Annotated in this window: 17 protein-coding genes; 1 reads left to right on the forward strand and 16 read right to left on the reverse strand. The window is 48.8% G+C overall.

The window, feature by feature from the left end:
* Positions 1-46 precede the first annotated feature (46 nt).
* Positions 47-274 (reverse strand): hypothetical protein, encoded by a 228-nt coding sequence (locus tag BLR65_RS14030; RefSeq protein WP_093794814.1) that lies wholly within the window; start codon positions 272-274, stop codon positions 47-49.
* A gap of 205 nt (positions 275-479) precedes the next feature.
* Here BLR65_RS14030 and BLR65_RS14035 point away from each other — a divergent pair, with 205 nt between their 5' ends.
* A complete protein-coding gene (locus BLR65_RS14035; protein WP_169717047.1) occupies positions 480-938 on the forward strand; it encodes a MarR family winged helix-turn-helix transcriptional regulator in 459 nt (152 codons plus the stop codon).
* Positions 939-1,117: 179 nt separating this feature from the next.
* On the opposite strand, the gene BLR65_RS14040 is transcribed toward BLR65_RS14035, so the two are convergent.
* From BLR65_RS14040 to BLR65_RS14110, 15 genes are all read right to left on the reverse strand, one after another.
* A complete protein-coding gene (locus BLR65_RS14040) occupies positions 1,118-1,846 on the reverse strand; it encodes an MIP/aquaporin family protein (protein WP_093794816.1) in 729 nt (242 codons plus the stop codon).
* Between the two features lie 318 nt (positions 1,847-2,164).
* Positions 2,165-2,893, reverse strand: a complete 729-nt coding sequence (locus tag BLR65_RS14045) for an MIP/aquaporin family protein (RefSeq protein WP_093794817.1) — start codon at positions 2,891-2,893, stop codon at positions 2,165-2,167.
* A gap of 21 nt (positions 2,894-2,914) precedes the next feature.
* Complete coding sequence (locus BLR65_RS14050; protein WP_093794818.1) at positions 2,915-3,466, reverse strand: BMC domain-containing protein; 552 nt, start codon at positions 3,464-3,466, stop codon at positions 2,915-2,917.
* Positions 3,467-3,488: 22 nt separating this feature from the next.
* Complete coding sequence (locus tag BLR65_RS14055; RefSeq protein ID WP_245692786.1) at positions 3,489-4,823, reverse strand: SLBB domain-containing protein; 1,335 nt, start codon at positions 4,821-4,823, stop codon at positions 3,489-3,491.
* A 25-nt stretch (positions 4,824-4,848) separates the two neighbouring features.
* Positions 4,849-6,285, reverse strand: a complete 1,437-nt coding sequence (locus BLR65_RS14060) for an aldehyde dehydrogenase family protein (protein WP_093794820.1) — start codon at positions 6,283-6,285, stop codon at positions 4,849-4,851.
* 28 nt (positions 6,286-6,313) lie between these two features.
* Positions 6,314-7,291 (reverse strand): cob(I)yrinic acid a,c-diamide adenosyltransferase, encoded by a 978-nt coding sequence (locus BLR65_RS14065; RefSeq protein ID WP_093794821.1) that lies wholly within the window; start codon positions 7,289-7,291, stop codon positions 6,314-6,316.
* A gap of 6 nt (positions 7,292-7,297) precedes the next feature.
* Positions 7,298-7,582 (reverse strand): EutN/CcmL family microcompartment protein, encoded by a 285-nt coding sequence (locus tag BLR65_RS14070; RefSeq protein ID WP_093794822.1) that lies wholly within the window; start codon positions 7,580-7,582, stop codon positions 7,298-7,300.
* A gap of 24 nt (positions 7,583-7,606) precedes the next feature.
* Positions 7,607-8,407 (reverse strand): flavoprotein, encoded by an 801-nt coding sequence (locus BLR65_RS14075; protein ID WP_093794823.1) that lies wholly within the window; start codon positions 8,405-8,407, stop codon positions 7,607-7,609.
* A 1-nt stretch (position 8,408) separates the two neighbouring features.
* On the reverse strand, positions 8,409-9,071 hold the full coding sequence (gene pduL / locus BLR65_RS14080) for a phosphate propanoyltransferase (RefSeq protein ID WP_169717048.1): 663 nt from the start codon (positions 9,069-9,071) through the stop codon (positions 8,409-8,411).
* A 123-nt stretch (positions 9,072-9,194) separates the two neighbouring features.
* Positions 9,195-9,473 carry an ethanolamine utilization microcompartment protein EutM gene (gene eutM, locus BLR65_RS14085; RefSeq protein WP_093794825.1) on the reverse strand — a complete coding sequence of 93 codons (279 nt, stop codon included), beginning with the start codon at positions 9,471-9,473 and terminating at the stop codon, positions 9,195-9,197.
* 1 nt (position 9,474) lies between these two features.
* Positions 9,475-10,050 (reverse strand): BMC domain-containing protein, encoded by a 576-nt coding sequence (locus tag BLR65_RS31825; RefSeq protein ID WP_093794826.1) that lies wholly within the window; start codon positions 10,048-10,050, stop codon positions 9,475-9,477.
* The gene (locus BLR65_RS14095) at positions 10,032-10,520 is read right to left on the reverse strand and encodes a glycerol dehydratase reactivase beta/small subunit family protein (protein ID WP_093794827.1); all 489 of its coding nucleotides are present in this window, start codon (positions 10,518-10,520) and stop codon (positions 10,032-10,034) included. The genes BLR65_RS31825 and BLR65_RS14095 overlap by 19 nt, the downstream gene beginning before the upstream one ends.
* 5 nt (positions 10,521-10,525) lie before the next feature.
* The gene (locus tag BLR65_RS14100; RefSeq protein ID WP_093794828.1) at positions 10,526-12,352 is read right to left on the reverse strand and encodes a diol dehydratase reactivase subunit alpha; all 1,827 of its coding nucleotides are present in this window, start codon (positions 12,350-12,352) and stop codon (positions 10,526-10,528) included.
* 13 nt (positions 12,353-12,365) lie between these two features.
* The gene (locus BLR65_RS14105; protein ID WP_093794829.1) at positions 12,366-12,890 is read right to left on the reverse strand and encodes a diol dehydratase small subunit; all 525 of its coding nucleotides are present in this window, start codon (positions 12,888-12,890) and stop codon (positions 12,366-12,368) included.
* A 16-nt stretch (positions 12,891-12,906) separates the two neighbouring features.
* Complete coding sequence (locus BLR65_RS14110; protein WP_093794830.1) at positions 12,907-13,551, reverse strand: propanediol/glycerol family dehydratase medium subunit; 645 nt, start codon at positions 13,549-13,551, stop codon at positions 12,907-12,909.
* Between the last annotated feature and the right edge of the window lie 7 nt (positions 13,552-13,558).

A 13,558-nucleotide genomic window follows, 5' to 3' on the forward strand; every position in this document is an offset into this window, starting at 1 on the left:
GAAGAAAACCGCGCTTAACCAGGTAAACAAATAGTTGAATATGATTTTATACCGGTCCACGCATCCGCCGAGAGGCCAGTTCGCATTCTTTAATCATTAGATTTTGTTCCGCAGTCAAAGGCTCCCCGTCCTCATACTGGGGTTCAGCAAAATAATAACAGTTAGATTTTTCTTCGGCAATTGCGTTTGATAACTCGAACTGATATTTAAGACACCATAACTTTCCGTCAGCTAATCGATCAGCAATTCCACAAGAAAAACATTTTACTAACATGCTTAATCCCCCCTATTTTAATTTGGTCATTCAACCTAGTTGAGCAGGTTTGAAAAATATTTGCAAAATACTCGTATATTTTGAAGGAATTATTTACACGATTACCAAATATAGGTATAATTAAATTGTATCATTAACTGTTTACATCGTCAACAGTATACTTCACTAACCACCTTGAATTACACTAAGAAAGATGGTCGATAGAATGACAAAGGAGCCCAAAAACATTTCTACTATGAGAAACGCTATAAAAACTTTTATGAGAAGCTTAGGCGTATTGGAAGGTAAAAAAACATTTTGCTACGACTGCACGTATGCGCAGTGTCATGTAATATGGGAAACCGCACAAGAAAGCAAAATTTCGGTAAATGAACTTGCAACTCGGCTAAATATAACTAAAAGTGCAGTAAGTAGGACAGTAGATGACTTAGTAAATAAAGGGTATCTTGATCGTAATCAAAACCCAGATGACCGCCGATATGTAGACATTATACTAACAGAAAAAGGGCAAAAAACTTTTCAGGAAATTGAACTAAACTCGCGTCGTTATTTTGAATCTATATTAGAAAAAATACCTGAAAATAAACGTGAGACAACACTTGAAGGAATCCAAAACTTTAGTGATGCCCTATGTCAAGTTTTTATAAAGAATGCTACGAAATGAAAGGCAATAAAGATTTTCTTCTGTCAGGGTGTTAGTAACGACCCACCGCTAGCGCTTGACTTGTGCTTTTACTAACCTTAATTTCAGTCTAATAAAATCTATCAAATTATAAGAAGCTATCTCTAATAGGTTAAAAACCTTTGAGATAGCTTCCAAGACATCCTAGTATAATAATATTATTAGATTATACTTAATGATTTAGCCACTACAAATGCTAAACCGCCACCAATAAACGGTCCAACGACTGGAACCCAGGAATAGGCCCAATCAGACGAACCTTTGCCGGGAATTGGACAAAAGGCATGTGCAAGTCTTGGGCCCAAGTCACGTGCGGGATTCAAAGCATAACCGGTAGTCCCGCCCAGGCTGGAACCTAAACCCCAAACTAAAACAGCAACCATAAACGGGCCAAATCCTGGTGCCATTCCACCAACTGGTTTGGAAAACATAGCAAATATTACAAACACCAACATAAAAGTAGCAATAATTTCACATAACAGGTTCTGTCCATAATTACGAATGGCCGGGCCTGTGCAGAAAACCCCCAGTTTTATTCCCTGATCTTCTGTGACTTCCCAATGCCCCCGGAAGAAAAGATAAGTAATACAGCCGCCAACAAAACCACCCGCAATTTGAGCAATCATAATCATAATAGCTTCAGGAGTCGCATACACCCCATTAAGCAGTTTTGCAAAGGTGACAGCAGGATTAATATCCGCTTGTGGTGCTCCACAAGCCATAGCAACATAAACGCCCATGCCAACGCCAATCATCCAGCCGGTAATAATATTAAACCAACCGGAACCTTCGGCCTTAGAAAATTTTAATAAAGAGTTCGCAACTACACCATTTCCAAAAATAATCAGAACAGCCGTACCAAGAAATTCACCTAAATACGGAGTTGCCATCACTTAATCCCCCTTTTTAGTTTACTTGTAATCAGTGATATCGTTGTTTTTACATGGCATCACCTCAGCTTAGATATAAAAAAAGAAATCCAAAACAGCACCATTGTATTTACCCTGGCGTTGAATGGACTTCTCTTCAATCTCTGTCCCGATATTTTTCTAATTTTTCGATAAATTTATATTCTACGACTATTTCATCTATTCCTGCTTGTTCAAAAATTATTTATTTCACAAACAGAAGATTCATTAGAAAACCCGGCTAACGCCGAGCCTTTGGCGAAAGCGCTAGCCGCTGGTTGCACTCTGTTATAAGTTATATCAAATTATTCCGATTGATTTGGCCAGTGCAAAAGCTATGCCACCGCCAATAAACGGCCCAACGATCGGAACCCAGGAATAGGCCCAGTCAGAAGAGCCTTTGCCGGGAATCGGGCAGAAAGCATGAGCAAGCCTTGGCCCCAAATCACGGGCAGGATTCATAGCATAGCCAGTAGTACCGCCTAGTGCGGAGCCTAAGCCCCAGATTAATACTGCAACCATAAAGGGGCCAAACCCCGGCGCCATACCGCCAACTGGCTTGGAGAACATAGAAAAAATTACAAATACCAGCATGAACGTGGCAATAACTTCGCATAACAGGTTTTGCCCATAATTGCGAATGGCCGGACCGGTGCAGAAAACGCCCAATTTTATCCCCTGATCTTCTGTGGCTTCCCAATGGCCCCGGAAGAAGAGATAGGTAATACAGCCGCCAACAAAACCGCCCGCGGTTTGAGCAATCATAATCATAATAGCTTCAGGAGTTGTATAAACACCGTTAAGTAGTTTAGCAAAGGTTACGGCAGGATTAATATCTCCCTGCGGCGCCCCGCAGGCGATAGCAACATATACTCCCATGCCAACACCGACCATCCAACCGGTTATGATATTAAACCAACCAGATCCTTCAGCCTTGGAAAATTTCAATAAAGAGTTCGCAACTACACCATTACCAAAGATAATTAGAATAGCCGTACCGAGAAATTCACCAAAATACGGAGTTGTCATTAAAAAAATCCTCCTTTTTTCTTAAAATAACGCCTGATGCAAACTATGATGTGGTGCGGCAATAACCAGCTGGTCAACCAGGAACCCACTGTCCTTAATTGCATTGCTGCCAGTCCGAACAGCAGCTGTCACTGCACCAACCTCACCGGTCATGGAAACAACCGCTTTACCGCCCATGCCCCGCGCCAGACGGACTTCAAGTAATTGCACGGCAGCCGCCTTCGCGGCCGTATCGGCGGCGACAACCGCCGAAGCTACCGAGTAGCTTTCAATTACCCCTAGCGCCTTGATCTGTTTAACCTCTGTACATCCCGATAAAGCGTGTAATACATCAGTATGGACGTTGGGAAGAACAAATTCATCCACCACATTCTCTGTACCGCCAACACTTTTGCCGCTGCGCACCGCGCTTTGCACCGCGCCGACGTCGCCGCTGACCATTACAACATATTTTCCCGGGCACAGGGGTTGAGACATGACCAGCTCAACATTAGCCGCCTTTAGCATGGCGTCGGCAACCAAAATGCCTTTTGTAATATTTTTAATTTCCAGTAATCCTATGGCACGTTTCATTTTGATTCTCCCCCTGCCTTTGTTACATTGCCCGAATAGCAATCGAGCCGTCCACAGCATATACCTGTCCGGAAATGCTGGCATGCAGATTGGTTCCCACTGCTGCGCCTTCAGGAATAACGGCGATAAGATCCCCTTTGTTGACCGTGTCCCCTACAGCAACAACCGGTTTAGCCGGTGCGCCAATATGCTGTGAAAGCAGTATTTTGACGTCTTTGGCTGTCACTGGTTCAGTGCTTAAAGGTGCTTTAGCATCATACTGTCCCAGTCCCAAACGGTAAAGCAGCCGTTTCGTGGGAATCAGGCGATAGCCCCGGTTTTCACGCGGGCTTTGCGGCTTGGCATTATGGGGATTTTTTATTTTTGCCTTGCCAAACTGCCGTTTCAACTCGGCGTTAACCCGCCGTGGCGATAATCCCATAGTACAGCCAAAACTGTCGCAAGCGCCGCATTCGGAACATAAGAATGCCTTGGTAACAACATCGGCCTCGTTATATTGCCCCCTGCCAAGGGCCTGCATAATCCGGTGCGGTTCAAGGCTGTGGCCCAGCAAGTTGCGCGGACATACATCGGTACAGGCGCGGCAGTTGCAGCACACCGCCTTGGCTCTGTTGGCAATAACCGACCAAGGTGTATCTTTTTGCGTTACTAAGGAATGATCGGCAGGCAGGACGATGACGCCGCCGGTTGTTTTGGTAACAGGCTGGTCAGCGGTTGTCAGCTTCCCCATCATGGGGCCGCCGTCGATCACGGCATAATTAGGCACGGTAGCCCCGCCGGCCATCTGGATCAGTTCACGGATGGCTATCCCAATCGGCACTTTAAAGGTAGCCGGTTTATTCACCGCTCCTGTTACGGTAACGTATTTATCGGTAACAGGTTGCCCGGCGACGGCTTCAGCGACATTAATTAACGTTTCGACATTGGCGACAACCACGCCGACATGAAGCGGGATGCCGCCTTCCGGTACAATTCTGCCTGTGACCTCATGAACGAGAACCTGCTCGTCACCGGCGGGATAAATGTCAGGCAGGAAAAAAAGTTCTATTGCTTGTTCATTTTTTAGTTCGGCCTGCAGTTTGGCTGCAGCGTCTTCATACTTATGTTTTAAGCCAATAACGCCCTGCCGGGCACCGGTAGCCGCCATCACGGTTTTTAGGCCGGCAATCAATTTGGCACTCTCACTGGCCATAATCAGTTGATGAGCTCTTAATAACGGTTCGCACTCAGCACCGTTAACAATAACGGTATCGACACTGGCATTGATTTTAACATGGGTGGGGAAGCCGGCACCGCCGGCTCCCACGACGCCTGCCGCTTTTACGGCCGCAATGATTTCTTCCCGCAACCTTCTCACCTACTCTCTTGGCGTAGCCTGTTACTCACACGATAGAAAACCCATCAACAAGAACACAACGACGCTGGCGGGTAAAGCTGCGTGCCGACGTAAGTCCCTCGCCGGTAGGTCCTGCGATTGTAAAGGTAGTGAATCCCTCGCCGCCTACGCCAATGCCGGCAAAGGACGGAGCGTTTTTTACAAATATCGTAGTCTCAATCGCTTTGGCCAGTCTGGTGAGGTTATCGACGTTTTTGGAATGCATAATGGCCGTATGTCTGTTGCCATGCTCAACTTTCACGGCAAGTTCAATCGCGGCGTCAATGTCTTTTACCTGAACAACCGGCAGTACCGGCATCATTAATTCTTCTAGAACAAACGGATGGTCGGCGGCTGCCTCACAAATGACAACTTTGACACTGTCGGGAACATTAATGCCGATTTGGCTTAAAATATACTTGGCATCTTTGCCGACGAACTTTTTATTGACGGCATAACTCCTTTTAGGTTTTTCCGTACAACCGCTGGCGGCCAGTTCCTCTTTTTCCGTCAAAATAACTTTCGCCAACCGGTCAATGTCCTGCCCGGAAATCAAGTAAGCCCCGTACCGCTGCATGTAGGACATCAACTTGTCCGCTACGCAGCCTACAACAATGACTTCCTTTTCGGCAATACACGGCAGGTTATTGTCAAATGAACAGCCGGCAATAATGTCTCTGGCTGCTTTTTCAATATCGGCGGTTTCATCAACAACCGCAGGCGGGTTGCCGGCACCGGCCCCAATGGCTTTTTTCCCGGAAGACATAACCGCCTTGACTACGCCAGGGCCGCCTGTCGCTACCAGCATATTAATTCCCGGATGACTCATCATCGCGTTGGTGGCTTTCAGTGAGGGTTCCGCAACGGCCGTTAACAGGTTGGCAGGACCACCGGCCTTAATAATGGCCTCATTCAATAGTTTGATTGTCAATAGCGAAGTATTTTTGGCTGTGGGATGAGGACTGAACACAACCGCATTACCGGCAGCGATCATACCGATTGCGTTGCACAGCACGGTCGCACACGGATTGGTTGTCGGCGTAATCGAACCAATTACACCATAAGGCCCCATCTCGAGCAGTGTTAATCCGCGGTCGCCGGTCCATGCTTCGGTGCGCAGCCCTTCCGTACCGGGAGTCTTGTCGGCAACCAGGCGATGTTTAATAATTTTATCGGCAACCCGGCCCATCCCTGATTCTGTGACTGCCATTTCAGCCAGTTCTTCCGCATGGTCACGTGCAACCTGGCGCATAGCCTGAATGAGTTCTTCTCTTTGGGCAATCGACAGTTTTTTTAGCTGGTTATACGCCGTACGGGCCGCTTTCACCGCTTCCTCAATTGTTGCAAAGATCCCGCTATTGCCTGCAGTGTCACTTTTACTCTCCTGAACCCGGGCAATTACTTCTGCCGTAATTTTTGCAACTAAACTTTGATCAATAGTCATTTGTTTTCCTCCTTCCGTCTGAATCGCCTTACTGCAAGGCCTCCAGACCGGCTTTGGCTACGGACATATCTTCATCAACTGATCCGCCGCTCACACCAATGCCGCCAATTAAAACACCATTCTCCCAGATGGGTATGCCGCCGCCGAATATCACCAGGCGGCAGCCATCTGTCGTATTGATTCCATACAGACTCTGCCCTGGCTGAGCTACTGCCGCGGCCTGTTCGGTAGACATCTTGAGCGCGACGGCCGTGTACGCTTTATTGAGGGCGATGGACACACTGGCTAATAAAGCATCATCCATCCGTTCGTGCGCAACAAGGTTGCCGCCGGCGTCCACGACGGCAATAACCATCGGCACATTGATTTCAAGGGCCTTTTTTTCAGCTGCCGCAATCAATTTTTTTGCTTTTTCCAACATATCGCTTTTCCCCCCATCAGCTTGTTTTGCTTCCTGAAGAACCTGCATAACAATTTGGGTTACTTGGGTAATAAGTTCTTCCTGCTCCACGCATCTAGCCAAAACAAATAACAGATCAGACAGCCTGTTTACATACAGGGCAACAGGGGTATTGACCGTTTCCGTACGCTTTAGCCTAACAATATACCGCTCGGCGCGCCGCACAATGGTACGCGCCAGGTCAAGCGCGGCACTGGCCTGCGTTCCTCCGGGCGTAACAAAGTAGTGCTGCGGAATACGCCGCTCCTCTAATTGATCGATAATCTTCTCTAAACGTTCGACATGGGTATGAGTAATGCGATATGTGCTGTTTTCCGTTACCTCTGCTGTAGCTAAATCAGCATTTAATAAAATCAGTTCCTGCTGGATGGGATGAATAATGTCGATAGCCCATTGTCTATTGGTAAGTGACTTAGCCAAACCCATGGCAGCATTAGCTTCATCTACCGTACCGTAAGCGTGTACCCGGACGCTGTCTTTAAAAATCCGCTCTTTGCTCAGCAAGCTGGTTTTTCCTTCATCGCCTGTTTTGGTATACACTTTCATGGTACATTACTCCTCGAGTAAACTTTTATTCACTTCGATGTTGTCAATAATGCCAACAATGGCCGCATCTACCGCCGAATGTGGGTTGCCGGTAACATGGCGGGCGGAGCTTCCATCAACAACAAGTACAATTTCGCCAGTCCCGGCGCCAATTGTGTCTACGGCAACGATAGGCTTACCCGGTGCTTCCGCACCCAAACGAGTCGGCTGTACGATCAGTAGCTTGCTGCCTGTTAAACTGTCGTCCTTAGGGGTAGCCACAAGCGTTCCGATTATTTTTCCAACCCACATGCTCTTTTCATCCTTCCTGACCGGCTAATTGTAAACAATATCAATATGGGATTCTCTGGCAATATCACGTGCTAGCGGCGTGACCAAAGTACCTTGCTCTATCTTAACGATTCCCGTGCCGCTCTGAGCGGCACGCCTGACAGCTTCCGCATCAAGCACCTGTTTTTTCGCCGGCTTATCCAAAATAACCGGCAAATCACTGTTCGTTTCCTTGCGTAAAGCTTTTTTGGCCGCTGCCGCTAAAGAATCCACAGGCGTAAGCTCAATACCAAACGCCGCAATTTTCTTTAAGTTATTCTGCAATGCCTCACGCAAAGCCGGCGGCGTTTTGGTCATTTCTTTTTGTACCCGCCACCCATCCTGAGGATCTGCCGCATTTGCCGCCGCCAGTACGGGCTTGCCAAGCATCAGCGCCTGGATGATTAATGTACAAGCCATGGTATCAGACAGGGTATGCGCCAGTTTTGCCGCTGTATTTTGGGTTAATACCGGCACCAGTACGATATCGGCAGCCCGCAGGTATTTTCCCGGATAGGGGGACTGAGATGTAATAATGGGAATATCACTACCCAGTTTTTCCTTGATCCAGTTTTCCCCGACGATGGTTTCCGCCGCTTGTGAAAGAACGACAGTAAGTTTCGTACCGATAGCCTGCAAAGCTTTTAGCTCCTCCAGACTTGTTTCCAGCCCAATGCTTCCACCCGTGAAAATAGCCAGCGCTGTATAGAGCGGCGCTGCTGTCTGTAGTGGCTTTTCACCCTGTGCCGACCCCAGACGGCGCATTACCTCGGCGGTAACTAACTCCACAAGTTTTTCATTGTCCACATTAATTCTCCCCCACTGACACTAACGTGACTTTGTCACCATTACGCAGTTCGGCGGCATTGGCTTCGTCGGTGTCAATATGAAATTCCAAACGGAAGTTGGGACTTACCCGGATAAGTACATTGCAATAGGTTCCGCCTCTAGGGCCGCCAACCTGAACAGTGACGCGGTCACCGTCAGCTACGTTAAACCGCCGGGCGTCATTCTCTTCCATATGAATATGACGGGCTGCACAAATCACGCCTTCCTTTAGCGTGATTGCTCCTTTGGGTCCCGCAACGACAATACCGGGGGACCCTTGAATATTGCCGGAATCCCGCAGCGGCGGCACTACGCCCAGACTGAAACCGTCCGTACGGGAAATCTCAACCTGAGTAAACTTACGTACAGGCCCTAATACCCTAACATTACGCATGACACCCTTGGGACCTACCAGGGTAACGGTTTCCTTAGCCGCAAATTCATTGATCTGCTTTAAGTCTTTCTCTTTTGTAAGGGTATAACCGCTGCCAAACAAAACTTCGATGTGCTCGGCCGAGAGGTGGATGTGACGGTTGGATACGCCAACAGGAATACCTTGCTCTGTCTTTGCCGCCTGATTCAGTTCAGGCAGGGCAGCCACGACCTGGCTTACAATCTGCTCCAGAAGTTTTTGATCCATCATCTCACCCCGTTATTACCAATAATATAGGTTCCTCAAGAAAAGCGGAGATTGCCACGCGAGTGCCCGCAATCAGCCTGTTTTCAGGTCATTGCCAGGGATGGCGGCAATCCCGCTTTCATCTATTTACTCCGACTTGGGAAGAATCTTTTCAATATCTGTATGAGGCCGGGGAATCACGTGCACCGAAATCAGCTCGCCCACTCTTTGGGCCGCCGCGGCACCGCTGTCGGTAGCCGCCTTGACGGCTCCCACATCACCGCGTACCATAACAGTGACTAATCCTGACCCAATTTTCTCATAGCCAACTAGAGCTACGTTAGCAGCCTTGACCATAGCATCAGCAGCTTCAATCGCACCGACCAGTCCTTTGGTTTCAACCATTCCTAATGCCTCTCCGCGCATACTATTCATCCTCCTTGTTTTTATCGTAATGAATGCAAGTCACCCTGGGATCGCCTTTTTTTCTTGGACAAGCAGGGTCGCCACACAGATTGCAAACGTCAGCCGAATTGCCGGCAACAACCGGTTTTTCATCTGCTGCTTCGCTTACCGGTTCAATGACCGTAGTTTCCGCCGTTGCCGTTATATCCGCAGTCTCCGGCTCAGGTGGAATAATCATCACCGCTTCACTCGGAACCGCCGGTTCAACCGCGGGCTGAACAGCTGCTGCTACAGCCCCCTCCGGCTTGTGGCCTACTGTTTCCTTAGTAAGTAAAATTTTGCCCAATGTATTATGTGGGCGCGGTATGACATGTTTGGCAAACACTTTATTTATTTTGGCAGCCGCCGCCGCGCCGGCATCAACTGCCGCCTTGACAGCACCGACATCGCCGCAAACTTTAATAACAACCAAGCCGCCGCCTCTGGCAAGCTCATAACCGATTAATTCAACATTAGCCGCCTTGACGGCAGCGTCGGCCGCTTCTACACCGGCAGCCAGGCCAACTACCTCAATCAGACCTAAGGCGTTTTTGACCATGTATTCACCCCCCCATGGCCTTGAGCACTTTCCTGTAATACTTTAAGGACAATCTCACGGACACTCGCATATAGTTGAGACATTTGATCAGCCGCAACAGCTGTTTCCTCTTTTGTGTTTTCTTTAAAAGGCAGCCCTTTCACCAACCGGGCGGCATTATAGCCAAACCGGCGCCACGCGCGAGCGGTGCCTTCCCCTTCAAGCACAAACAGCGGCTGGTTTTCAGGCAATTTATGATAATGAATACACATGCCCGCAGGACCGATTCCCACCCCCACGCCAAGTGGCGAAACTTGGGCGCCTTGATAGGCAAGAACCACAACATTGTTGTTTTCTGCAGTCAACAGCGCGTAAGGTACCCCTTCTTCCTCCATGCCTGCCTGAAGCTCACGTAATTTATTCTCACAGCCCGGATGCGGATAACTGTAAATCATTATGCTGGGTTTATTGGGTATTTGTTCTGACTGCATAATGCTCACGCCCCGCTATCAAGATAGGATAGAACCAAACCTGTTGCAACAGCATTTCTTGGTCCTTCACTGCCGCGGATATTGCCGCGTCCGCAAACAATTCCATATTCAGCCAGTGCATCTGTCACCATATCCCCTACTTCGAAATCCATCGCTGAACCGCCGACCAGCACGACAAACTCAATATGCCGGATATTGCCGGTAGGGGCGACCCGCTTCAGTGAGCGGAGTGCATTGGTGACAAAAACACGCCTTTTGGCTTCCCGCCGTACCTGCCGGATTCTGTCAAGGGCATGATCAAAAGGTATGGGAACCATACCGTCCTCCTTTAAAATAACTACCCGGGCAAATACATGCGGCGGCAAATGATTTTCATAAAATTTTACTGTACCGTCTTCCAGTCTGACATGATACAGGCTTTCCACCTTGGCCAGCGGATATTTTTTTATATCCTCGGCTAAATCAAAGTCATTAAGCCCTAATTCGGAATTAATCAGCATGGTGACCATATCGCCGGCACCACCCAAATGAATCGAATGGATCCGGCCATCGCGGGTGATGATAGCGGCATCGGTTGAACCGCCCCCCATATCGAGAATTGCCAGCGGCTTATCGGTGCCGGGAGTTGTTAACGCCCCGCGAATGGCCATATTGGCTTCCACCCCGGCAATCACCACATCTGCCTTTAATTCTTCCTTGAGCTTGTTGGCAATTTGTTCCATCGGCAATCTGCTGGTTTTAACCATAGCGGCCAACGCCACTGCCCCTTCCAGGGCGAACTCGCCGGCCAGCCCGCCTTGTACCTTTTGCGGTACGAAAGTATCAACGGCCAGTATGTCCTGGATCTTCATCTCAGCTACCGGCTGCGCGGTAAGTTCCGCCATAACCTGGCGCACTCTTTCCAGCATGCCGTTGACATTGGTGCCGGCTTCTCCCTGGACATCCGTTATCGGCTGAACACGTTCCACCGCTTCCATAATGGCATCTGAGCCCGCCTCGATATCCATATCGGCTTTGCCCTTTTGCCCGATTATGGTGATAAAACCGGCGGGAATAGACCGTGCTTTTACATCTCCCTGGGGTGTACGGACAACCACTGCCGAGCGATTGCCAATCAAAGCTCTGGCGATCGGGACAACCATTTTTGTTTCGTCAGACGTTAGACCGAAGACGGTAGCAATGCCATAGGGATTTGATAAGGTTTTGATGGTCTGTCCGGCCTCCGCAACTTCAACGGCAGCAAGCATACCTACCGGAACCTTTTCAATTAATGTTACTTCATCAACAACAGGTATTGGCTGCTCCAGTCTGTTGGCAATCAGCACCGCATCATCCTGCCGTGCGATTGCCCCCTGTACGGCCACGCCTCTACTAACGGCAGCGTTAATGGCGCGGGCCGCATCCTCAAAATCAATGCCTTGGGGAATTAAACAGATGACTTTTTGACCCGGATAAACGGTAGCAAGGTCGCTGAAACGGATGGTTGTGCCTACTCCTAAGCCAATTCCTCCCGGTGTGGAAGGGTTATGCCCAATCATGGTGGATTCGGTAATAATGGTTTCCGTAATGGTCTCCATGGCCAAATCACCAATAACCGGCGTTGCCTCATTCAGCCGTATTTGGCCGATCTCTTCTACGTGCAAACCCGCTATTGCTGCCGCCTCCTTCAAGGCGTTCATGATGCCCGGCACATTGGCCAACGTTCCCTTGATACCTGTTGTTTTGGTAATACTACTTGCTAAATACTTTTTTATTTGGCTCGTAGAATCGATCTCGGCCAAACAAACTTCAGTTGTGGAGTTACCAATATCCACGCCTGCAACGATAGGCATGAGAGCTCCCACCTTAATCCGCTCTGAGACGGTTCCGGCGCTCGTAAACTTCTGCGGCCTCTCTCACGAAAGCGGCGTTAATTTTTGCGTTATATTTGCTTTCCAGTTCATCGGCAATCGCAAACAGCTCTGGTTTAGTGGAACGATAGGGACGCATGGCATTATAAATTTCCAGGACGCGATCGTCGGGAATGGCCACAAGTTCGGCAGCCCGGCGAAGATTGTTGGCAAACTGATATCTGCCCACACCGTCAGCAATTTCCGCCTGCATTTTGAGGGTATCCGGGGTGATGCGGACATCCTCGGATTTTACCTCGCCATTCATGATTTTATCCAGGGTAATATCGGCAAGTGTTTTACCGCTAGGAGTTTTTAAGAGTTCCGGACGCTTGCTGGCCAAGGGATAGTCGCGTTCCGGACAAAGGCCTGCACTTTTGGAAGATTGACAGGTAGTTGCCGGCGCGGCGGCCTGCGGAGCACCGGCCATGGATTTTAATACTTCACGCACGATATCTTCTAACATTTTATTATCTGACATTTATCTTCACCTCCGCCTAGTTAAACTGTACGTCGAGTTCAACCGGTTTGGCACCGGGAACAACGTGCTCGGTTTCTTTAATATGAAGGACGGCTGCCTTGGCCTGATATTTCGGCCGCGCCATCTGGTCGTTTTTGGTCGGAACCGGCACAGGCGATTGCCCCTTGGCGTATTGACCGGCATTTTTCCCGATTTGGCGGAAAGCCTCAAGATCCAGTAGCGGCGCTTGTGGGAAAAGTTCAAGATTGCTAAGCGGCGGCAAATCTTTTTGATGAATAACGGTTGTCCCTTTGGATTGAATGCCGATAGCAATACCTGAACCGCTAAGCTTTGTCGCGTCATGAGCGACAAAGGCCACGTCCGAAGTTCTAAGAACGCGAATAATTCTGGCCTTTACGCCTTCCTCTTCGATACCGGCGATTATTTCACGCAATACATCACTATGCGGGATATTGACAATCGTTTTATTCTGGTATTTGCCAAAAGCCGGCGCCAGCGCAATAATCACTTCATCATTTCTGGTTCCTGGGCGGGCCTCCCCTTTTTCCACCAGGGTCATGGAACGTCCGGTGGCCACAGCTGGTTTCGGCGCTTCAGGCTGCGCCATGCCGGCGAGAACTTGCCCAACTATTTCCCGAATCAATTGTTCGTTAATTTCCATTTCCATC

The organism is Sporomusa acidovorans (assembly GCF_900101845.1).
Lineage (GTDB): Bacteria > Bacillota > Negativicutes > Sporomusales > Sporomusaceae > Sporomusa > Sporomusa acidovorans.